This is a genomic window from Bacillus sp. FH (assembly GCF_052216825.1).
Lineage (GTDB): Bacteria > Bacillota > Bacilli > Bacillales > Bacillaceae_G > Bacillus_A > Bacillus_A paranthracis.
Window position 1 is genome coordinate 1,035,268 of sequence record NZ_JBQOUU010000001.1, and the last position, 23,769, is coordinate 1,059,036.

The 23,769-nt window shown below is 36.5% G+C and carries 21 protein-coding genes and 1 riboswitch; all 21 genes read right to left on the minus strand.

What is annotated here, in order from left to right; all coding sequences use genetic code 11:
- Positions 1-23 precede the first annotated feature (23 nt).
- The 21 genes from ACTT1L_RS05470 to infB all read right to left on the minus strand — a co-directional run bounded on the left by ACTT1L_RS05470 (position 24) and on the right by infB (position 23,769).
- Entirely contained in the window at positions 24-1,091 is a 1,068-nt protein-coding gene (locus ACTT1L_RS05470; protein ID WP_000730594.1) for a BMP family lipoprotein, read from the minus strand.
- Positions 1,092-1,180: 89 nt separating this feature from the next.
- Positions 1,181-1,906 carry a GntR family transcriptional regulator gene (locus ACTT1L_RS05475; RefSeq protein WP_000114176.1) on the minus strand — a complete coding sequence of 242 codons (726 nt, stop codon included), beginning with the start codon at positions 1,904-1,906 and terminating at the stop codon, positions 1,181-1,183.
- 233 nt (positions 1,907-2,139) lie between these two features.
- Positions 2,140-2,241: riboswitch (purine riboswitch) on the minus strand.
- 203 nt (positions 2,242-2,444) lie between these two features.
- Positions 2,445-4,826, minus strand: coding sequence for a DNA translocase FtsK (locus ACTT1L_RS05480; protein WP_001118775.1), 2,382 nt, complete (start codon positions 4,824-4,826; stop codon positions 2,445-2,447).
- 211 nt (positions 4,827-5,037) lie between these two features.
- Positions 5,038-5,241: a YlzJ-like family protein gene (locus ACTT1L_RS05485; protein ID WP_000605027.1), complete on the minus strand. Its 204-nt coding sequence runs from the start codon at positions 5,239-5,241 to the stop codon at positions 5,038-5,040.
- Positions 5,238-5,987 (minus strand): translocation-enhancing protein TepA, encoded by a 750-nt coding sequence (gene tepA, locus ACTT1L_RS05490; RefSeq protein WP_048557655.1) that lies wholly within the window; start codon positions 5,985-5,987, stop codon positions 5,238-5,240. The genes ACTT1L_RS05485 and tepA overlap by 4 nt, the downstream gene beginning before the upstream one ends.
- 102 nt (positions 5,988-6,089) lie before the next feature.
- Positions 6,090-7,760: a ribonuclease J gene (locus tag ACTT1L_RS05495; protein WP_000823084.1), complete on the minus strand. Its 1,671-nt coding sequence runs from the start codon at positions 7,758-7,760 to the stop codon at positions 6,090-6,092.
- 767 nt (positions 7,761-8,527) lie between these two features.
- The gene (dapA, locus tag ACTT1L_RS05500) at positions 8,528-9,406 is read right to left on the minus strand and encodes a 4-hydroxy-tetrahydrodipicolinate synthase (protein WP_000564761.1); all 879 of its coding nucleotides are present in this window, start codon (positions 9,404-9,406) and stop codon (positions 8,528-8,530) included.
- A gap of 11 nt (positions 9,407-9,417) precedes the next feature.
- Complete coding sequence (dapG, locus tag ACTT1L_RS05505) at positions 9,418-10,650, minus strand: aspartate kinase (protein ID WP_000692473.1); 1,233 nt, start codon at positions 10,648-10,650, stop codon at positions 9,418-9,420.
- A 23-nt stretch (positions 10,651-10,673) separates the two neighbouring features.
- The gene (gene asd / locus ACTT1L_RS05510) at positions 10,674-11,720 is read right to left on the minus strand and encodes an aspartate-semialdehyde dehydrogenase (RefSeq protein WP_000414848.1); all 1,047 of its coding nucleotides are present in this window, start codon (positions 11,718-11,720) and stop codon (positions 10,674-10,676) included.
- Positions 11,721-11,870: 150 nt separating this feature from the next.
- Positions 11,871-12,470, minus strand: a complete 600-nt coding sequence (dpaB, locus tag ACTT1L_RS05515) for a dipicolinate synthase subunit B (protein WP_001049480.1) — start codon at positions 12,468-12,470, stop codon at positions 11,871-11,873.
- On the minus strand, positions 12,467-13,369 hold the full coding sequence (dpaA, locus tag ACTT1L_RS05520; RefSeq protein ID WP_000954725.1) for a dipicolinic acid synthetase subunit A: 903 nt from the start codon (positions 13,367-13,369) through the stop codon (positions 12,467-12,469). Before dpaA ends, dpaB begins: the two co-directional genes overlap by 4 nt.
- Positions 13,370-13,606: 237 nt before the next feature.
- Positions 13,607-13,858 (minus strand): YlmC/YmxH family sporulation protein, encoded by a 252-nt coding sequence (locus ACTT1L_RS05525; RefSeq protein ID WP_001239753.1) that lies wholly within the window; start codon positions 13,856-13,858, stop codon positions 13,607-13,609.
- 126 nt (positions 13,859-13,984) lie between these two features.
- Entirely contained in the window at positions 13,985-15,226 is a 1,242-nt protein-coding gene (locus ACTT1L_RS05530) for a M16 family metallopeptidase (protein ID WP_000592994.1), read from the minus strand.
- 86 nt (positions 15,227-15,312) lie between these two features.
- Complete coding sequence (locus tag ACTT1L_RS05535) at positions 15,313-16,212, minus strand: polysaccharide deacetylase family protein (RefSeq protein WP_000857421.1); 900 nt, start codon at positions 16,210-16,212, stop codon at positions 15,313-15,315.
- A gap of 152 nt (positions 16,213-16,364) precedes the next feature.
- Entirely contained in the window at positions 16,365-18,503 is a 2,139-nt protein-coding gene (gene pnp, locus ACTT1L_RS05540; protein ID WP_000076746.1) for a polyribonucleotide nucleotidyltransferase, read from the minus strand.
- Between the two features lie 160 nt (positions 18,504-18,663).
- The gene (rpsO, locus tag ACTT1L_RS05545; RefSeq protein WP_001229392.1) at positions 18,664-18,933 is read right to left on the minus strand and encodes a 30S ribosomal protein S15; all 270 of its coding nucleotides are present in this window, start codon (positions 18,931-18,933) and stop codon (positions 18,664-18,666) included.
- 100 nt (positions 18,934-19,033) lie between these two features.
- Positions 19,034-20,005, minus strand: coding sequence for a bifunctional riboflavin kinase/FAD synthetase (gene ribF / locus ACTT1L_RS05550; RefSeq protein ID WP_000766710.1), 972 nt, complete (start codon positions 20,003-20,005; stop codon positions 19,034-19,036).
- Positions 20,006-20,048: 43 nt separating this feature from the next.
- The gene (gene truB / locus ACTT1L_RS05555; RefSeq protein WP_086707489.1) at positions 20,049-20,972 is read right to left on the minus strand and encodes a tRNA pseudouridine(55) synthase TruB; all 924 of its coding nucleotides are present in this window, start codon (positions 20,970-20,972) and stop codon (positions 20,049-20,051) included.
- Positions 20,973-21,058: 86 nt separating this feature from the next.
- Positions 21,059-21,415, minus strand: coding sequence for a 30S ribosome-binding factor RbfA (gene rbfA, locus ACTT1L_RS05560; protein WP_000776443.1), 357 nt, complete (start codon positions 21,413-21,415; stop codon positions 21,059-21,061).
- A 15-nt stretch (positions 21,416-21,430) separates the two neighbouring features.
- Positions 21,431-21,712, minus strand: coding sequence for a DUF503 domain-containing protein (locus ACTT1L_RS05565; RefSeq protein ID WP_442821826.1), 282 nt, complete (start codon positions 21,710-21,712; stop codon positions 21,431-21,433).
- On the minus strand, positions 21,709-23,769 hold the full coding sequence (gene infB, locus ACTT1L_RS05570; RefSeq protein ID WP_000036342.1) for a translation initiation factor IF-2: 2,061 nt from the start codon (positions 23,767-23,769) through the stop codon (positions 21,709-21,711). Before infB ends, ACTT1L_RS05565 begins: the two co-directional genes overlap by 4 nt.

Below are 23,769 nucleotides of genomic sequence, written 5' to 3' on the forward strand. Positions count from 1 at the left end.
TAACCTTTGCTATTTCTCTATTATTATTTCTTTAGAGAAGCTTCATATGTTTTATATTCTTCATCAGTTGCAGGGACTTTAATTTCACCGTCAGTGATTTTCTTCTCAAGCTCTTCTACTTTTGTTAAGATTTCTGGATTTACTTTTTTCACATTGTCAGTAGTTTTCGCAATACCAACACCGTCATCTTTTAATCCGAATTCTTCTACTTTACCGCCTTTTAATTTACCGTCTTTCGCTTCTTGCGCTACTTTTGCTACTGCAATATCAACACGTTTTACCATTGATGTTAAAGTTACGTTTTCAGGCATACCTTCTTGATTTTGGTCACGGTCAACACCGATTACCCAAACGTTTTCACCTTTTTTCTTACGGTTTTTCGCTTCTGTGAATACACCGTTACCAGTTGCACCTGAAGCATGATAAATTACGTCAACTCCACCACCGTACATTGCTGAAGCTAATACAGAGCCTTTTTCTGGTTTATCAAATGCATCAGCATATTGTGATACGATTTCGATATTTGGATTTACTGCTTTTGCACCAGCTTTAAAGCCTGATTCAAATTTTGTAATTAATGGGCTTTTTACACCACCAACAAACCCAACTTTATTTGATTTTGTCGTCATCGCTGCTACAGCACCAACTAGGAATGAACCTTCATGGTCTTTAAATGTAATACTTGTTACGTTTGGCTTCTCTACAACTGTATCTACAATCGCAAATTGCTCTTTTGGATATTGTTCAGCTACCTTTGCAATTGATTTTTCCATTAAGTAACCAATACCAAATGTTGTGTTATAATGATCTTTCGCAAACTTCGTTAAGTTCGGGATATAATCAGCATCTTTACTTGATTGAAGATAACGATATCCTTCATTTTTCTTTAAATTATTGTCTTTACCGAATTTCGTTAAACCTTCCCAAGCTGATTGGTTAAATGATTTGTCATCAACGCCCCCAACATCCGTAACCATACCAACTTTAAACTCTTTTTTGTCGCTACTCGCTTTATCCGAGTTACCACATGCACCTAACACCGCACTTGCTGCTAATGTTAATGATAATAAAAGACCTGTTTTTTTCTTCATACTAGAAACCCCTCCTGAAATGATTTGTCTATTTTTTATACGCTGCTGTCCCTAACTTCTTGCTGTCACCTCCCTAAAAAGGAACCTACCTACATACGTTTTCTTAATACGTGGAAGCTAAACTTATCAGCTCTAAAGTAATTGATAGAATATAAGATTGGCTCATCATTTTGATCATAGTGCATTTGTTTTAATACTAGCAGTGCCGTTTCCGGTTCACATTCCAAAATCGGTGAGATTTTCGGATGATAGCCAATTGGCTCAATATGAGCAACTGCGTATGTGATACGTTTGTGCGTATTGTTATGTATCACTGTAAGCAATGATTCTTCGTTGTATCCCGATAAATCTGGCAAGATTTCTTTTGCAAGTTTATCGATACAATATACAACAGGTTCCCCATCTGCTGTACGCACACGCTCAATCATCACTGCATTAAAACCATCTTCACTATTAAACTTCTCTTTTTCTTCTTCTGTTAAACTTGTTGTAGATGATGATAAAAAGATAGTTCCTGGTGTTTTCCCCACACTAGAAATCATATCTGTAATACTAGAAAGTTGTTCAATCCCAGAAGAAAATAGCGGTTTTGCATTTACAAATGTTCCTACACCATGTCTACGAATGACAACATTTTCTTCTTCTAAAATACGCAGCGCTTCCCTTAAAGTCGCTCTACTTACGCCAAGTTCTTTCGCTAAATCAAACTCTGATGGCAACTTTTGTCTTTCTTTGTAAGCCCCATCTTTAATCTTTTCTTTGATGTGATCAATCACCCGTAAATATAGGTGACGACTATCGGATTTTACTGACATAAGACTCCCCCGCATTTCAATTATTCGACCTCTGATGTAAGACTTCTTTTCTCTTTTTTCAACTTACAACATAATAAAAATTGCTAAATACTAAAAATAAGCATAATTGTCGAATAAATATTAATAATTTTTTTAAAAAAAATTTTCACTCTTTACTGCATAAAAAAAACTTTGCACCATAAACATTCCTCATAGCGAGAAAAAGTTCGGCACAAAGATCTCTTACATCCTTTGTTACACACTTTTCCCCTCATAGTCTAGCAATTCATGGTTGCCAGGTAGAAACTTATGGACCTTATCTCCAAGATTATATGAGGCAGTGATTCTTTTCGAAGTAATCTTACCACTTGCTCCCATACGTGTCAACAAAATTTAACATTTTTCTACATGAAATATCGAACATTCACAAAAAACCATACCAAAGTATTCGTATTCTAAAGAACCACCTTAAATGTAAGCCCTTTCTTTATCGCTGAATATAGTATATAACAAAACCAGCATATAAAAAAGCCTAATTGTAAAAACAATTAGGCTTTTTTTATGAACTTTTTTCTTGTACATCATTAATGAGCACTTCTCGTGGTTTACTACCTTCATAAGGACCTACTACACCATTCATTTCCATTGCATCAATTAATCGGGCAGCACGGGTATAACCAACTCTAAACCTACGTTGCAACATAGAAACAGAGGCTGTTTGCATTTCCACTACGAGCTGAACTGCTTCATCATATAATTCATCTTCTACTTCCTGCTTCGTATCAGGAACATCTTGCGGGATCATATCTTCTTGATATTGCGCTTTTTGCTGACCAATAACATATTCTACAACTCTCTCAACTTCATCATCTGATAAAAACGCACCTTGTACACGTACAGGTTTCGATGCACCAATTGGTATAAATAGCATATCCCCACGACCTAGCAGTTTCTCTGCACCACCGCCGTCAAGAATTGTACGAGAATCTGTTTGAGATGATACAGCGAATGCAATACGTGACGGAATATTCGCTTTAATAACTCCCGTAATGACATCAACTGATGGACGTTGCGTTGCAATAATTAAATGAATACCGGCAGCACGAGCCATTTGCGCTAGACGCATAATCGCATCCTCTACATCCGACGAAGCAACCATCATTAAATCTGCTAACTCGTCCACAATTACGACAATATAAGGTAATTCCGGTTGTTTCGCTTCTGATTGATTATTATGCTCTTTTATATAATCATTATATCCTTCAATATTTCGCGTGCCACTATGAGCAAATAACTCATAACGACGCTCCATTTCACTTACAACTTTTTTCAATGCTTGCGATGCTTTTTTCGGATCCGTTACAACTGGTGTTAACAAATGAGGCACACCGTTATATACATTTAACTCTACCATTTTCGGATCAATCATCATTAATTTTACTTCATGTGGTTTTGCACGCATTAAAATACTAACAATAATACCGTTAATACATACACTTTTCCCGCTACCTGTCGCACCTGCCACTAGCAAATGGGGCATTTTATTTAAGCGGGCTAATACAGCTTCACCTGTAATATCTCGTCCAAGACCTATTAACAACTTCTCTTCCGGATGATTGTTAGCTTTAGAATCAAGAACTTCTCTAAGCGTTACCATGGAGACTTCTGAGTTCGGAACTTCAATTCCTACAGCTGATTTCCCGGGAATAGGCGCTTCAATACGAATGTCTTTCGCCGCTAACGCAAGTGCTAAATCATCACTTAAACCGACGATTTTACTTACCTTTACTCCCATATCAGGATACACTTCATATTTTGTAACTGCAGGACCTCTATGTACTTTTGTTACTTTCGCTTTCACTCCAAAACTTTGGAAAGTACGTTCTAATTTACGAGCATTCTCATAAATTTCCGCATTTTCATTTGTAACTTGCTTATTCTTTGGAAATTTCAATATATCAAGCGCAGGAAGCTTGTAATCTTTATTTTCTACATTTGAAAATTGCATAGGAGGTGCTTGTGTTTCCCCCTCTAGCGATTCAACGATTTTTTCTCCACGCTTTTTCTTCGGCTCTTCAACTGGTGGAGCCTCTTCAATAAACGGTGAAGTGATTAACTCTTCTTCCTCTACTTCAATTCGTTTATCCTCTTCTTCATTTACAGGATAATTCTCAGTGAAATTCGAAATAATCGGAGGATCAATTGAGATTTCTTCCATCGGCTCAATAATTTCTTCATGTTCTGCAGCACGTTTGCTCCTTGTGCTTCTTGTTGTTTTTTTCTTTTCTGTTTGTTCAGCCGTTCTTTTGGCTCTCCAATCTTTATAGTCCCCTTGCATCACTTGAAATTGACTTCTAAGAATTCTACCAACTGGAGCTAACACTTCTCCAATATGCTTATTTGTTATACAAAGTATACCGAGAATAACTAAAATAATACCAATAATATAAGCTCCAACTTCGTCAAATAAGAAGTAACAAGTGGCGAACATAAGTGCACCAAACATGCCACCACCTAAATGAACGCTATCTGGCCCTTTTTTCATTTCAAGAAAGAAATTATCTTTCGTACTTACAATAACAGAAGTATTTTGCACTGCTCCATCTTTCGTAAGAAGGTTAAATAATGTAATATGACTAAACATTAATATCGCCAATACTATTAAATAAAAACCGATTAACCGTTTATTTAAAAGGTTCGGCCATCCACGTTTTATAACGAATGAAACGGATAAAGCTATTACACCTAACACACCAATTATGTACCACTCACCAAAGAAGAAGCGAAAAAATAACACAAACGATTTTCCTACAACGCCTAGCTGTAAAATCGTAATGATTGAAAGTGCAAAAAGAGTTAAACCGACGATTTCATAATACAAAGTTGGCTTTATCGTACGTCTTGCCTTTGCCTTCGTCCCTCTTTGCTTTTGTTTTGCCATTTCTTCACCTCGTGATCTACATATAAGTAAAAATTCCTAAAAAACTCTGCTTATATGTTTGTTTTCTCTATTTTTTCAGGTCTTTATATCTTCTATTTTTACACTTCTTGTAAAATGTTAAATAAACAGAAGAAAGCAGCCCTCTCATGGCTGCTCAACCGTCTTGTTTTTTATATTATACCATAGCTTCTAAACAAAATCCTTCTTTTTGCTAAAAGGTTATTTTCTGTCCCGGCTCAAACTCTAAGTAGTGAAGCGGATCCGTACTTAACACGCGTACAATAGAATAATACCCATGTTCTTCCTCTGAAACCATTAATTCAACACCATTTATATTTACGACTTTTTGACTTTCACATTGCGAATAATCGGCTGGATACACGAGTTGCTCTGGCATAATTGTATATAAAATCATTGTAACATTGTCCCTTCTACATGATCATCCGCGCGATTATCTATTAATTCGTTTAATTTTCGAATCGCATTTCCGATACCACCGACATCATCTATAAGACCATACTTCACTGCATCTCCACCAATTACATTCGTACCAATATCTCGCGTCAAATTCCCTTTCGCAAACATAAGCTCTTTAAAACGATCTTCCGTTACTTTCGAATGCTTCGTCACAAAGCGAATGACTCTTTCTTGCATTTTATCTAAATACTCAAATGTTTGCGGCACACCTATAACAAGACCTGTTAGACGAATCGGATGAATTGTCATCGTCGCAGTTTCTGCAATAAATGAATAGTCTGTAGAAACGGCAATCGGTACACCGATAGAATGCCCTCCGCCTAAAACTAAAGATACTGTCGGTTTTGAAAGTGAAGCGACCATCTCAGAAATTGCTAGCCCAGCTTCAACGTCACCTCCAACTGTATTTAACACTAAAAGCAAGCCTTCAATTTTCGGATTTTGTTCAATCGCAACAATTTGCGGAATAATATGCTCATATTTTGTTGTTTTATTTTGCGGTGGCAACTGAACATGACCTTCCACCTGTCCAACAATTGTTAAACAATGAATACGTGATTCATTCATTTGCGGTACATTCGTTTGTCCAAGCTGCTGAATTTTTTCCACTATTGAAGCTTCTTTTCCGGTTTCTTTCGGCTCAGCCTCTTTCTCTTCATTTGTATAACGATCACGTTCTGTCATATCGCATCCCCTTTCACTCGTATATAATTAGTATTTCTTAAGTTATAAATTTCATTCGATAGAGTGAAAAAAGAAAAAAAATCACCCGTAAAGGTGATTTTTTTATACTTCCATAATAATCGGTAAAATCATAGGTTTTCTCTTCGTCTCTTCGTACAAGAACTGCCCTAATAATTCACGAATATTTTGTTTTAACATAGACCATTCAATTGAATATTCTTTAATTGATTGCTCAACAATCATACGTACAATCTCTGTAGAGCGGTCAATTAACGCTTCTGATTCACGTACATATACAAATCCACGTGAGATGATTTCTGGACCAGAGATAATTTTCTTTTCATCTTTACCCAGTGTTACAACAACTACTAATATTCCATCTTGAGATAACATTTTTCTATCTCGAAGAACGATATTACCAACGTCACCTACACCTAATCCATCAATTAACACATTACCAGCTTGCACTTTGCCAACTAAGTTTGCTTCATCGTCACCAAAAGCAATTACATCGCCTTTTTCTACAATAAAGATATTTTCTCTTGCAATACCTACATCTTCAGCTAAGTATGCATGTGCTTTTTGCATACGGAACTCACCATGTACGGGTACAAAATATTTCGGTTTCATTAAATTTAACATTAATTTTAATTCTTCTTGGCTACCGTGACCTGAAACGTGAACTTTTCTTTCACCGTAATAAACAACTTCAGCTCCCGCTCTAAATAACAAGTCAATAATTTTTGATACAGATATTTCATTACCTGGAATTGGAGATGCCGCGATAATAACCGTATCACCTTTACGAATTGAAATTTGTTTATGAGCTTGCTTTGCCATTCTAGAAAGGGCTGCCATCGGTTCACCTTGGCTACCTGTCGTTAAAATAGCTACCTTTTTCTCTGGGAAATTGTCTACTTCTTGTAGTGAAATAACCATACCTTCTGGAACATCTAAATAACCAAGACGTCTTGCGATATCTACCACTTTCACCATACTACGTCCTACAACCGCTACTTTTCGTCCTGTTTCAGCAGCTGCATCAAATACTTGTTGAATACGATGTACATTCGATGCAAATGAAGCAACGATAATACGTCCTTCTGCGCCGTAGAACACTTTAGAAATTTCTACACCAACTTCTTTTTCAGAACCTGTATAGCCTGGACGCTCAGCATTTGTACTATCAGATAATAAGCATAGAACGCCTTCATTTCCGATTTGAGCCATTTTCCCAAGGTCTGCTCCACTATTTCCAATTGGAGTTTGATCGAATTTAAAGTCTCCCGTATATACGATCGCACCTTTTGATGTATGGAAACAAACACCAACAGAATCTGGAATACTATGTGTCGTTCCAAAGAATGACACCGTTGTAGTATTGAACTCTACTGTTGAATTTGAATCGATTGTTTTTAAATCTACACGGCCTAACATACCCGCTTCGCCAAGTTTTTCTTGTATAAGTCCTACCGTTAATTTCGTTGCATACACTGGAATTGATAATTTACGAAGTACGTAAACAATGCCACCAATATGATCTTCATGACCGTGAGTAATAAATAAACCTTTTACTCGCTCTTGGTTTTCTACTAAATATGTAATATCAGGAATAACGATATCAATTCCAAACATTTCATCTCCCGGGAACATTAACCCTGCATCTACAATAAAGATTTCAGAATCAATTTCAACACAGTACATGTTTTTCCCGATTTCACCTACTCCACCAAGAGCAAATACTTTAACAGACTCATTCTCTTTTCTCTTCATGTTGTTGCCTGGTTTAAAAATCTTTCAAACACTGATTTCACTAAAATTGCAGAGACACCAGGGGAAACTCTACAACCACCATATATTCACCGTCCAAGACGAATGTCCTTACCGTTATGCGATATCATGTCCTTGTTTATTTTTTAAACCAGGTTTCACCTCTCTTTCATTATATAAATCAAATATCTTATTCGATATGATATGAAAATGTAATCAAATTATAATTTTTACCAATTTTGCTAAGCATACCCGTACTAAGCTACTTAGCCATATTATACCTGATACAAGAAATAGAACACAAGTTAAATCGTGCGAAAGAAAAAGGAAAAGAACGCATTCCCAACAAACTTATCGAACTGATGTCCTTTATATTTACTCCGATTTCGTACCCCATATCGTTTTAAAGAAATAGCTATAAATACTCTAAATTTATTTCATAATATAGATTTTAAAGACTTATTTTTCTAGAATTGAACAAAAATACTTATAAAATGGAGTTTTTTTATGAATTACGTCATATTTGAAGTAATTACTCTCAAAAATAGAATTGGTACTTTATTACGTTTATATAAGCGTTCATTCTATAAATAACTATGACTTTTTAATTCCTTTAAAGGGTTAAGATTATTTTCTTTTACATGTTGCAATATATAATGAAAAACCAGTTAATGATCTTATAAAAACATATATAGGCAAGATAAGAAAAGAGAGGGAAAGACTTTCATACAAATAAAAAATGACCTAGTTCTATACTAGGTCATTTTTTATTAACGAGGGATAGATTGCATAACAGATTGTAACGTTACTCTTTCTTCTTCTGTTAATGGAAGAAGTGGTAAACGTACAGAACCTACATCTAATCCAACCATTTGTAACGCTGTTTTTACTGGTGTTGGACTTGGCGCCATAAATAATGAATCCGTTACTCTTACAAGTAATTGATGTAATTTTTGCGCCTTCTTAAATTCACCTGCTTGGAACGCTGCAATCATTTCTTGCATTTCATTTCCGATAACATGAGATGCTACAGAAACGATACCTTTCGCTCCAACTGCCATAGCTGGTAGCGTTAAACCGTCATCACCGCTGTATACTGCAAAGTCGTCCGCTGTTTTTTCAATGATTTCTGTCATTGTTAACACATCGCCGCCTGCATCTTTAATCGCAACAATGTTTTCTATTTCTGATAAACGAACAACTGTATCAACGGAGATTTGTACAATAGATCGTCCTGGAACGTTATATAGCATAACCGGAAGCGGCGTGCTTTCAGCAATTGCTTTAAAGTGCTGATACATTCCTTCTTGACTCGGTTTGTTATAATACGGTGCTACTAGCATTACTGCATCAACACCAACCTCTGTTGCCTTTTTTGTTAAGTCAATAGAAGCATGCGTATTATTACTACCTGTTCCAGCGATTACGGGCACCCTTTTATCGACAACAGATACGACATGGCGATATAACGCTACTTTTTCTTCTGAAGTTAATGTAGGAGATTCTCCTGTCGTTCCTCCTACCACGATTGCTGTTGTACCGTTATCAATTAAATAATTTACCAATTTCGTTGTCTTTGCAAAATCGATATTGCCGTTTATATCAAACGGTGTTACCATCGCGGTTGCAATTGTCCCAAAATCTATCATGGTCTCACTCCTTATTGTTCCAGTTGCTTTTCTTTTGAAAGCTCAAACGCACTATGTAATGCATTTACAGCCTCCACTAAATCAGTTTCTTTTACAAGAACCCAAATAGTTGTATGACTATCTGCTGATTGCAGAATTTGAATACCTTTTTCAGCTAAAGCTGTAACGATTTTCGCAGTAACCCCTGGGTATCCTGCCATTCCAGCTCCTACAATAGATACTTTCGCACAATGCTCTGTCACAATTGGCTCATATCCAAGGTTTTGTAATAGTTCAACTGCACGATTTGATACATTATCACTCACCGTATAAGCTACCCCAGTAGGTGAAATGTTAATTAAATCGACACTGATTCCTTCATTCGCCATTTCTTTAAACACATGCTGCTGCAAATCATATGCTGTTTCTTTTGCAAGTACTTTAATTTGCGTCACATTTGATACATGTGCAATACCTGTAACAGGACGTTCTTCTACATCACGGCCTTTTGTAGCGCCGTCAGATGCTGAAATAAGCGTACCTTCACTATCAGAGTACGTAGAACGTACACGAAGCGGTACTTTTGCATGCATCGCAATTTCAACTGCACGTGGATGAACGACTTTTGCACCTTGGTATGCCATGTTACAAATTTCGTTATACGTTACAGTTTGAAGATGACGTGCATCTTTTACAATGCGAGGATCCGCAGTCATCACACCTTCTACATCTGTGAAGATATCGATATATTCAGCATGAAGCGCAACACCTAAAGCTGAAGCTGAAGTATCACTACCTCCGCGTCCAAGTGTTGTCGTATCACCTTTTTTCGTTTGTCCTTGGAATCCTGTCACAACGATTACATCTACATTTTCTAGCTCTTCGTGTATACGATCACAATTCATTTCAATAATCTTAGCATTTGTAAAATCATCATTTGTTACAAAACCAGCTTGTGCACCATTTAATGCCGCCGCTTTTATACCGTTCTCATTTAACATGTTAGAGAAAACGATTGCTGAGATTAATTCTCCGCATGATAATAATAAATCTTGCTCACGATTAGAAATGTGAGATTCCTCTTGATTTACAAGACTTAACAACGTATCAGTTGCATATGGTTCACCTTTACGACCCATAGCAGATACGACAGTCACTACTTTATAACCCGCATCTAGCGATTTTTTTATATGATGAAGCGCATGCTTACGTCCATTTTCATCACGTACAGATGTGCCACCAAATTTTTGAACAATAATTTTCATATTTTGCACCTTCTCTTAGCCGTTTACACTAATTGTAATTTTACTAAGCGCTCTGCAATTTGAACAGAATTCCATGCAGCGCCTTTTAATAAGTTATCAGATACGACCCAAAGATGGAATCCTTTATCGTTATTTAAATCTTTACGGATTCTTCCAACGAATACTTCGTTTTTACCTACTGCAGTAGCTGGCATTGGATATAATTGCTCTTCTGGGTTATCTTGCAGAACGATACCTTCCGCATTTGCAAGTAAGTTCTTTAATTCCTCTACTGTTACGCCCTCTTTTTCTACTTCAATGTAAACAGACTCAGAGTGACCTGATACAACTGGTAAACGTACACATGTTGCCGCTACTTCTAGCTCTGGCATATGCATAATTTTTTTCGTTTCATTAATCATTTTCATTTCTTCAAATGTAAATCCATTATCTTGGAACTTATCAATCTGTGGAATCGCGTTGAAAGCAATTGGGAAATGTTTCTTATCACCTGATACAGGTAAAACATTCGCCTTCACTTCTTCACCATTTAAGATTGCTTGTGATTGTTCATGAAGTTCTTCAATCGCTGCCGCACCAGCACCTGATACAGCTTGATATGTGGAAACGATTACTCGTTTTAAACCATATTGCTGACGAACTGGCTCAAGAGCTACTACCATTTGAATTGTAGAACAGTTTGGATTTGCAATAATACCGTTATGTTCTTTTAAGTCGTTTTCATTTACTTCAGGTACAACAAGTGGCACGTTTTCTGTCATACGGAATGCACTTGTATTATCAACAACAATCGCACCGCGCTTTGCTGCTTCTGGCGCTAATTGTTTTGATACAGATCCACCAGCACTAAATAGTGCGATATCTACTCCTTCAAAACTTTCAGGAGTTGCCTCTTGAACTGTAAATTCTTCGCCTTTAAATACAAGTTTCTTACCTGCAGATCGTTTAGATGAAAGTAACGTTAACTTCCCGATTGGAAATTCTCGTTTCTCTAAAGTATTTAACATTTGTTCACCAACTGCGCCGGTTGCTCCAACTACAGCGACATGAAAAGTTTTTTGCTTTTCCATCACTATGCCCCTTTCTAGATACCAATCCTTCTATAACTTAGAATGAGAAGGAGTATAGAATACCCCTTCTAATCTTAATAACGTTAATTTTATCATATTCTACAGTAAGAATGATGGTTTCATCAAAAATTGTCCGTTTTTTTTCGTTTTTTAATTCATATATCTGAATTTTTCTACGACAACCGGTTGCAATTGCTTCCCTTGCAGTGCTTCTAATACTGTATCTTCAAGCAGCTCCATGCGTGCTACCATTGAGTTCGGTTTTTTCTCTGGTGCGTCTTGACCGAATGGGACGAAGTAGATGTTTTTTGTGGCCATTAGGCGCATGAGATTTACTCCATTAAGCCCTAAAGCATCATTCGTCGAAACGGCTAATACGACAGGCTTGCCATTTCTTAGCGTCGCTTTTGCTGCCATTAGTACTGGAGAGTCTGTCATTGCATTCGCAAATTTACTCATAGAATTTCCTGTTAAAGGAGCAATTACCATACAATCTAATGGGATTTTAGGTCCAAGTGGTTCTGCGCCAACGATTGAATTAATCGCTTTAAAACCTGTTACTTCTTCAATCTTTTTAATCCATTCTGCCCCTTCGCCAAATCTCGTATTTGTTGATTGAACAGTGTAAGAAACAACTGGACGCACTTCAGCTCCCTCAGCAATTAACTTTTCTAAATGAGGCATTACTTCTTCGTACGTACAATGTGAACCCGTAAAACCAAACCCTATTCTTTTCCCTTTTAAATTCATTCCCCATTCTCCTTTCTTGCGATTACATCTTCTGCTAATAACTGAGAAAGAACGTTCGCTAAAATTTGTCCTGCTGTTTTTGGAGCAACAATACCTGGTAATCCAGGTGCTAACAACGCTTTGACTCCTCTTTTTTCTGCATATCTAAAGTCGGTACCGCCTGGTTTAGAAGCTAAATCAATTACTAACGTATGAGCCGGCATTTTTGAAATGACATTCGCTGTCACAACGAGATGCGGAATTGTATTAATGACAATATCGATATCCCCTACTTCTTTCTCAATGTTCTGCATATGAAAAGGAGAAAACATCATTTCTGTAATACGTGCAATATGTTCCGATCGTCTTGCTCCAACTTTGACATGGGCTCCTAATGATTGAAATGCTCTGGCAACGCTCATCCCTGTTCTACCAAATCCTAAAACCATTACATTAGAACCATGAATTGTATAGTCGGTATGTTGAATTACCATCATTAATGTACCTTCTACAGTTGGTATAGAATTGTAGATTGCCACATCATCACGATCAAATAATTTAATTAGTTTACGGTTTGTAGTAGATACGAGATTTTCCAAGTAAGGCGTACCAATACCTGAATATATAGTAAAATGTTCTGGTGTATTTTCAATTTGTTCTTTCGTTATAGAAACTTTTTCATTTGAAAAAATAGTATCTACTTCTCCCTTGGCATTTGTACCTGCAACTGGCAAAATAATTGCATCTAAAGAAGTGAAATCTAAATTTTGTATACTTTCTTTTGCTGCCCCTGTGAAGCCATGGTCTAACTGATCAAACCCTATCAATGAAAGTTTCGCATCCAATTCAACGAGCTTGCGAATTACTTCTAGCTGTCTTGCATCTCCTCCTATGACAGCAATATGCATCTCAGTCAACATTCCCTAATTCACCTTCTTTTTCTGTCATTTATAAGAAAAGTGCCTACTTTTTCTTTTTCCTCCACATCATATGTAATGTACGAGTTTTAGGTGATTGAAAAACAAAAAGCACCTATCATGTATCCCGCTATTTGTATGTAGGAAGGCCCTACCTCAAAATTCGGCATAGGAAAGATATTCTGTTGGATTTTGCTCTGAGTAAAATGAACAAAAAAAGATGACCAAAATGGCCATCTTTCACTTCGAATTTGAACGATCTGTAATATCACAAAGAATCATATCATGCCCCACTTTTTTAATTTGCCTCCATGCTACTCTTATTTCTTGTGGTTCCTTTTTGAAACCTCCCCATTTCCCAGCAGGTATAATAAGAGCCTGTATTTGTCCATCCTTCTCATCAACCTCTAAATCCACATAACCTAAAACCCCCATTTTTTCTGCTCTTTCTAAATTAACAATTTCTTTCCCACTTAGTTCACTTAATCGCATACTCTCTCCCCCTACCCAAATTATTCATTTAAGTTATCCATAATTAGTACCTATTCTATATACCCACAAAAAATAACCGTATCTCATTTAAAAGAGATACGGTTATTTTTAAATCATATATAGTAATTACAGTTTTATTCCTTTTGGAAGTTTTCCATCTGGACTAATTAATGCTGCAGAAAATTCATCTGTAAACATGTTACGAATTAACTCATCTACATTTTCTTTTGTTACCGTGTTTACACTTTCAATAATCTCATCAAGTGAACGGTGCTTACGAAGTAGCAATTCATTTTTACCATTACGGCTCATACGACTATTCGTACTTTCTAAACTTAACATTAAGTTTCCTTTTAATTGCTCTTTACTATTCATAAGCTCTTTTTCTGTAATACCTGTATTTTTCAATGTTTCTAATGTTTCTTGCATTGTTTCATACAGTGTATCCAATTGTTGGCTACCTGTTCCACCATACAGCGTTAACATACCTGTATCTTCATAAGAAGAATGGTAAGAGAATACTGAGTAAGCTAACCCGCGTTGCTCACGTACTTCTTGGAATAAACGGCTACTCATACTACCGCCTAAAACGTTATTTAATACAATTAAGTTATAAATATCTTCGTGTCCCATTTGTAAGCCTTTATATCCTAAACATAAATGAGCTTGTTCTGTTTCCTTTTTACGTGCTACCTTATTAAAATGGAAAATTGGGCTATGTACTTGTTCACGGTTTGTCGTTCCTTCATAACTACCGAAATATTGCTCTACTGTTTGTAAAAAGGCTTCATCAATATTTCCTGCAATTGATACAACTACATTTTCAGGTGTGTAATGATCCTTAATATATTGACGTAGCGTATCACCTGTAAACGTATTAAGCGTTTCTTCTGTTCCTAAAATAGGATATCCAAGCGGATGCGTTTCATATGTTGCTTTCGTTAACATATCATGCACAATATCATCTGGAGCATCTTCGTACATTTTAATTTCTTCACATACGACATTCTTCTCTTTTTTCAGTTCTTCTTCATCAAATGTTGAATTAAAGAACATATCTGCTAATACATCTAAAGCATATTTAGCATGCTCATCTAGCACTTTTGCATAGTAACAAGTGTATTCTTTTGAAGTAAAAGCATTCACTTGCCCACCAATGCTATCAAATGATTCTGCAATTTCACGTGCACTACGTGTTTCTGTTCCTTTAAAGAACATATGCTCTAAAAAGTGAGAAATCCCGTTATTTTTTTCATTTTCATTTCTTGATCCTGCATGGATCCAAATACCAATCGCAACCGATCTTACAGTTGGTATATTCTCCATAACTATTCTTACACCATTTTTACAAGTATATTTTTTAATCAAAAACTTTCCTCCTACTGCCAGTTTCTCTAAATAAGTGCTATTATTTAATGATAACAAGTTTAAGGATGAATGTCATGCAAATGTATTTAATCTACACGTTTTTCATCCAGTAATTCTGTTATATTCCCTACTTTATATCCTTGTTCCTTCAATTTTGTAATCATTGTATCTAATGCTTCTGTTGTGGACGAAGTAGGATGCATTAATACGATAGCACCTGGATGTATTTTTCTCATTACTCTCTGCAATAGTACACCTGGCTCAGGTCGCTTCCAATCAATTGTATCAACAGTCCACATAATCGTTCCCATTTGAAAATCATCTGCAATTTTCACGACTTCATCCCGAAAACTTCCACTCGGCGGTGCAAACCATCTTACCTTTTGATTCGTAGCTGCTTCGATCATTCGATTTGTTTTTTGTAACTGATCTCTTATTTCATCAGACGATAACGTTTTCATATTAGGGTGTGTGTAAGAATGATTTCCAACTTCTTGATTTGCATCGACAATCATTTTTGCAAATCGTAAATTTTCTTTCACCCAACGTCCTTCTAAAAAGAAAGTCGCCTTCACATCATGCTTTTTCAATATTTCTAATATACGAGGCAAATATTCATTTCCCCATGCCACATTTATTGTTAACCCGACCATCTTTTTATCCGGATGACCTCTATAAATTGGTGCTGGTGATAAATCTTCTAAGTGGACACTCGGTGATACTTCCTTGAATTCAAGATGTTTTTGATCAAACTGCTTTAATTTCTTCATATTGTTATAGGATGCTTCCATATCAACTTGTCTTCCATTATATCCTGGTGTTGCTTTCCATATCTTATCAATCATCGCATTTTGCGGTGCAATCTCATATTGTTTTGCATGCTTTTGAATTTCTTCATATAAGTGATCCTGTGCAAAAACAGAATAAGAACCTGCACTGACATATAAAAAGAATATACATATGTATGCCAATATACGAGTTTTCATATAAACCCTCCCATTAACTATATAAAAAACCATTTTTCTTCTTATCTTTGTTAATTTGAGCGTTATAATGAAAACTATACCTATACTGACATAAAAATATATGCAAATCATATTTTTACATAACAAAAAAAGCCAGTTAAACTGGCTTTTGCTTATTGCTGCTCTTGTTTGTTTTCTTCTTTAGCAGCTTCTTTTTCTTGCTCTTCTTTTAGCAATACTTTTCTAGATAAATTCACGCGACCTTGCTTGTCAATCTCGATAACTTTAACTGTAATTACATCACCGATTTTCACAACGTCTTCTACTTTACCTACACGCTCAAGTGCAAGTTCAGAAATGTGAACTAATCCATCTTTACCGCTGAATAATTCAACGAAAGCACCGAATTTCTCAACACGTTTCACTTTTCCTTCGTAGATTTCACCTACTTGTACTTCGCGAACGATATCCTCGATAATTTTCTTAGCTTTATCGTTCATTTCTTGATTTATTGAAGAAATGAATACTGTACCATCTTGCTCGATGTCAATTTTAACGCCAGTTTCTTCAATAATTTTATTGATTTGTTTACCGCTTGGTCCGATAACGTCACGGATTTTATCCGGGTTAATTGTCATTGTAATAATCTTTGGAGCGTACGCTGATAATTCAGTGCGTGGCTCTGCAATTACAGATAACATATGATCTAGAATGTGCATACGACCAACTTTCGCTTGTTGTAATGCCTCTTCTAAAATTTCACGAGATAGACCATCGATTTTAATGTCCATTTGTAGTGCAGTTACACCGTGTGCTGTACCTGCTACTTTAAAGTCCATATCACCTAAATGATCTTCCATACCTTGAATATCAGTTAAAATTGTGTAATGCTCACCTGATTTAACTAGACCCATTGCAATACCTGCAACTGGAGCTTTAAGTGGAACACCAGCATCCATCATTGCTAAAGTACTACCACAAATACTCGCTTGTGAAGTAGAACCATTTGATTCTAATACTTCAGATACAAGACGTACTGTGTATGGGAAATCTTTTTCAGACGGAATTACAGGCTCAAGAGCACGTTCTCCTAGTGCACCGTGACCAATTTCACGACGACCTGGTCCACGCATTGGTCTTGTTTCACCAACACTAAATGATGGGAAATTGTAATGGTGCATAAAGCGTTTTGATTCTTCTACACCAAGGCCATCTAAAATTTGCACATCGCCTAATGCGCCTAATGTACAAATACTTAATGCTTGTGTTTGTCCACGTGTGAATAAACCAGAACCATGTGTACGAGATAAAATGCCAACCTCTGATGCTAATGGACGGATTTCGTCACCTTTACGGCCATCTGGGCGGATTTTCTCAACTGTAATAAGACGACGTACTTCTTCTTTTACAATTTTATATAAAATCTCATTTACTTGTCCTAATGTATCAGCATCAGCTTCTTGCGCTTCGTAATGCTCAATTACACGCTTTTTCACTTCGTTAATTGCATCTTCACGTGCATGTTTCTCATGTACTTGAATTGCAGAATGCATATCCTTCTCAGCCATTTCACGTACAGCTTGGTTAAGATCAGCGTCAACTTCATAAAGTTTCACTTCTGATTTCTCTTTACCTACAGCTTGTACAATCTCTTCTTGGAATGCAATTAGACGTTTAATTTCGTCATGACCAAACATAATTGCTTCTAACATTGTTTCCTCAGGCACTTGATCTGCTCCTGCTTCAACCATGTTAATTGCATCTTTCGTACCAGCTACAACAAGGTGAATATCACTTTGTTCTTGCTGTTCTACTGTTGGGTTGATAACGAATTCGCCGTTAATACGACCAACTGTTGCACCCGCGATCGGACCTTCAAATGGAATGTCTGAAATCGATAACGCTAATGAAGAACCAAGCATAGCTGCCATTTCAGAAGAACAATCTTGATCAACACTCATTACGATGCTGACAACTTGTACTTCGTTACGGAATCCATCTGCGAAAAGTGGACGAATTGGACGGTCGATTAAACGACTTGCCAAAATTGCTTTTTCACTTGGACGACCTTCACGTTTAATGAAACCGCCAGGAATTTTTCCGACTGCATATAAACGCTCTTCATAGTTTACTGTAAGTGGGAAGAAATCTACATTTTTTGCTTCTTTTGATGCAGTTGCTGTAGATAGAACCGCTGTATCGCCATATCTTACTAATACTGCTCCGTTCGCTTGCTTTGCAAGCTGACCTGTTTCAACTGTTAGCTGGCGACCAGCTAAATCTATCGAGAAGACTTGCTTTTCTTGACTCATTTAAGTACCCCTCTCAATTTAAAGTATTCAATTCTTCTATGTAAATGGATAGTATATCACAATATTCTACCTCTAGTATTACCGAAAATGAAGTAAGCTATAAAGAGTAGAAGATATATTTTTACCTAACAAAAAAGCGGGAATATTCCCGCTTCTTTGACTATCGACGTAAGCCAAGCTTTGTGATTAATTCACGGTAACGTGTGATATCGCTATTACGAAGGTAAGTTAGTAAGTTACGACGTTTACCAACCATCTTTAATAGACCACGACGTGAATGATGATCTTTCTTGTGAGTACGTAAGTGCTCGTTTAGAGTGTTAATTTGCTCCGTTAGGACAGCAATTTGAACCTCTGGAGAACCAGTATCAGTCTCATGAGTTCTAAATTGTGCAATGATTTCATTTTTACGCTCTTGTGTTAAAGCCATCCTATTTCACCTCCTATTAATTAAACCCCCGATTACCTAGCAAGCGTCGGTGAGTCGCAATGCCAAGCAATGGTTGTCATAAAGTACATAACATAGAATACTACTTTTCATTTGAAAAAGCAAGTATATTATTTTCGTTCGCAAAATATTCTTGTGCTGTTTTCTTATCTTTTGCGATTTGTTCAACTAACTCATCGATGCCATTGAATTTCTTCTCTTCTCTTATACGCATATGCCACTCTACTGTAACATTTTGATCATATATGTCTTTGTTAAATTCAAATAAGTGCACTTCAATAGATAGTTGGCGCTCATCTTCTTTAAAGGTTGGTTTATATCCAATATTACATACACCATCGTACCATTCATCGTGAACTTTTAATCTCACTGCATAAACACCTACAGGTGGTAATAGATACTCATCACTTAAACCTACATTAGCTGTTGGGAAACCAATTTGACGTCCACGTTTATCACCGTGTACAACCGTTCCTCCTACTGTATATGCTCTACCTAAAATAGATGGAATTTGCTCCATTTCGCCATTTCGAATTAACTTTCGTAATGCCGTAGAACTTACTTTCTCTTCTTGAAATTCAACTTTTTCAATCACAGTCTGTGTAAACTCCCCTCTTGCATGAAATGGTAAAGTCTCCATCTTTCCTTTTCCTAAACGTCCATATGAATAATCAAACCCTGCTACTACATGCTTTACATTTAAACCAATAATATAATCATCTACAAATTGTTGTGGCAATAAGCCTGCAAATGATTCATCGAATTTAACAACATATAATATATCGATTCCTAAACTCTCGACTATTTTTTCTTTATCACACATTGGTGTAATATACTCCGCATGCGCTTCCTTTTTACCTAAAACAACAGATGGATGCGGATAAAATGTCATCACTGCACTTTTATATCCCTTTTCATCCGCTATTTGTTTCGCAGTTCGAATCACACATTGATGTCCTAAATGAATGCCATCAAAAAATCCTAATGCCATTACAGTAGGTGGTAATTCTAATTTATTTTGTTCATGTGGATGAGTTAAATGAATAAGTTTCACGCTTGAATTCACCTTTTTCTGTAATAATCCTTCCAATAATTCATTATAGCTTTAGTTCTTGATTATTCACAAGTACTTTCATCGGCTTTAGCATACCAGGGTGCTTTGGATGGTGCTCATAAATTGCAAGGCAACGATCGTTTTTATCAAACACTGTTATAAATGGCGCCGTTATTTGCAATTCATTTTTTAAGAACATACCATTCTTTATTTTTTCTGCTTGCTTTTCATCTACAACCATTTTTGGGAATTTACTTAATGCTTCATCAATTGAAATGAAGATAGACTCTACTGTTCCATTTTGCACGTTTTCCTCAATTTCTTCAAATGATATGCAATCCTCTAATAAAAATTCACCAGAAGCCGTTCTTACAAGGTGTGACATATGTGATGGAAAACCAAGTTTTTCACCAATCATTACCGCTAATGTTCTTACATATGTTCCTTTACTACACGTTACACGGAAACGGAATGAAATATTTTCTCCTTCAAACACTTCACGATCATCTAGTAATACAAATTCATGAATTGTAATTGTACGAACTGGACGTTCAACCTCTTGTCCTGCTCTTGCATATTCATATAATTTTTTTCCGTTAACTTTTACAGCCGAAAACATCGGAGGCATTTGCTCAATCGTACCTGTTAATGTGGCAAGAACCTCCTCCACTTCTTTACGAGTAATAACACGATCTACATGTTTCGTTTCCACAACTTCACCTGAAGCATCTTCAGTTGTTGTTGAAAACCCTAATGTTACTTCACCTTCATATGTTTTCGTTTCACTTGTTAAAAATTGTGCAATCTTCGTTGCTCGTCCAACACAAATAGGCAATACTCCTGTTACATCTGGATCTAATGTTCCTGTATGACCAATTCGTTTTTCACGCAATATCTTTCTTAATTTAAATACACAATCGTGTGATGTCATGCCTTTTGGCTTATGTAATAATACTACACCTTCCATATATGTTCACCTCATCGTAATTCTTTCATAATCATTACCTAAAACTTATTTTACATTGAAAAAATGGATAGACAAATGTCTATCCATTATTCTTCACGTTTACCTTCTTTATTAATTTCATGTAAAAGTGTATCAATTCGATGACCATATCCGATAGATTCATCAAATTCAAAGGAAATTTCAGGCGTTTTACGAAGACGAATACGTTGGCCAATTTCTGAACGAATGAAGCCTTTTGCCTTCGCTAAACCTTTTAGTGTACTTTCTTTCTGCTCTTCATCACCTAAAACAGAAATATACACTGTAGCAATTTGTAAATCTCCACTCACTTGTACATCTGTTACAGTAACAAATCCGACACGTGGATCTTTAATTTTACGACTGATGATGTCGCCTAATTCTTTTTTCATTTGCTCGCCTACACGGTTTGCACGTAATTTCATAACTCTTCACCTCATTCAATACCATTCCAATTGTGTTATCGTACGTTCAATTCCAGGAAATGAATCGATATATTCAAGTACACGATTCATTTCTTTTTCACAAATAACACGATTTGAGGATACGGAAACAATCGCAATTTCTGTACGTTGCCATACATCTTGATGCCCTACTTCTGAAACAGCTACGTTATAACGCTGTTTCACACGAGTTAACACCCGTTGCAAAATTGCTCGTTTCTCTTTTAAAGAATGCACATCGTAAATCATACACTCAAATGAGAGAGAAGCGATAATCATCGCTTCACTTCTTCCATAATGTACGCTTCAATGATGTCCCCTTCTTTAAGATCGTTGTATTTCTCAATTGTAATACCACACTCATAGTTTTGAGCAACTTCTTTTACGTCGTCTTTGAAACGTTTTAACGTATCAAGTTGACCTTCATAGATTACCACACCATCACGGATAATACGCACGCCGCTATCACGTGTAATTTTACCATCTGTTACGTAACAACCTGCGATTGTTCCAACTTTTGTTACTTTAAACGTTTGACGTACTTCTGCTTGACCGATTACTTTTTCTTCAAATTCTGGATCTAGCATACCTTGCATCGCTGCTTCGATCTCTTCGATTACTTTATAAATAATGCGGTGTAAACGAATATCAACGTTCTCTAATTCAGCTGTACGCTTCGCATTTACATCTGGGCGTACGTTAAATCCAATTACAATTGCATTAGATGCAGAAGCTAAAATGATATCAGATTCTGTAATCGCACCTACGCCTGTATGGATAATTTTAACTTTAACACCTTCAACATCAATTTTACGAAGTGATGCTGCCATTGCTTCTACAGAACCTTGTACGTCCGCTTTCACAATTAAGTTAATTTCTTTTACATCGCCCTCTTGGATTTGTTGGAATAAATCTTCAAGGCTTAATTTAGATTTCTCACCACGTTGAGCAAGTAACGCTTCTTGTGCACGTGATTCACCGATTTGACGAGCTTTCTTCTCATCAGCGAATGCCATGAAACGATCTCCTGCTTGTGGTACTTCGTTTAAACCTGTAATTTCAACAGGAGTTGATGGACCAGCAACTTTTACACGACGACCAATATCACTTACCATTGCACGAACACGACCGAATGTAGTTCCAACAACGATTGGATCTCCTACTCGAAGCGTACCGTTTTGAACAAGTAATGTCGCAATAGTTCCTTTACCTTTATCAAGCTGGGCTTCGATTACAGTACCAGTTGCATAGCGGTTTGGATTTGCTTTATACTCTTCTACTTCACTTACAAGAAGAATCATTTCTAGTAAGTTGTCAATTCCTTCGCCTTGAATCGCAGAAATTGGTACGAAAATTGTGTCTCCGCCCCATGCTTCTGGAACTAATTCATATTCTGTTAGTTCTTGCATTACGCGATCAGGGTTCGCAGCTGGTTTATCCATTTTATTCACAGCAACAATAATTGGTACTCCTGCTGCTTTCGCATGGTTAATTGCTTCAACTGTTTGTGGCATAACACCGTCATCAGCTGCAACAACAAGGATTGTAATATCCGTTACTTGTGCACCACGAGCACGCATCGTTGTAAACGCCGCGTGACCAGGTGTATCTAAGAATGTAATTTTCTTGTCATTTACTTCAACTTGGTATGCACCAATATGCTGAGTAATTCCACCCGCTTCACCAGCAGTTACTTTAGAGTTACGGATAGAGTCAAGCAATGTTGTTTTACCATGGTCAACGTGTCCCATGATTGTAACTACAGCTGGACGCTCTTTTAAGTTCTCTTCATCATCTTGCTCATCGATGAATGTTTCAAACTCAGTTTCGCTTACAATTACTTCTTCTTCTACTTCAATACCGTAGTCGTTAGCAATTAACTCAATTGTATCTTTATCTAAATCTTGGTTAATTGTTGCCATAATTCCAAGCATGAAGAGCTTTTTAATAATTTCAGATGGCTCTTTGCTTAATTTCTTAGCAAGATCACCTACTGTAAGACTTCCAGAGAAAGTAATTTTATCTGGTGTTTCTACAGTTTGTGTTTGTTGTCTTCCAGCAAAGTTCTCTTGACGCTTATCTTCGTTTCCTTTGCCTTTTTTCTTTTTCTTATTGCTGTTCTTTTTACTACGAACAACTTTTTCTTCTACTTCAAACTCATCTGCAACAGAAGGTTTTTCAGCTTGATACTCATTATCTAATTTGTTTACTACTTCATCGTCTAACATTGTCATATGATTCGAAACCTCGATATTCATTTCTTTTAGTTTTGTCATAAGATCTTTACTTGAGATATTATGTTTTTTCGCATATTCATGCACTCGAATTTTACTCAT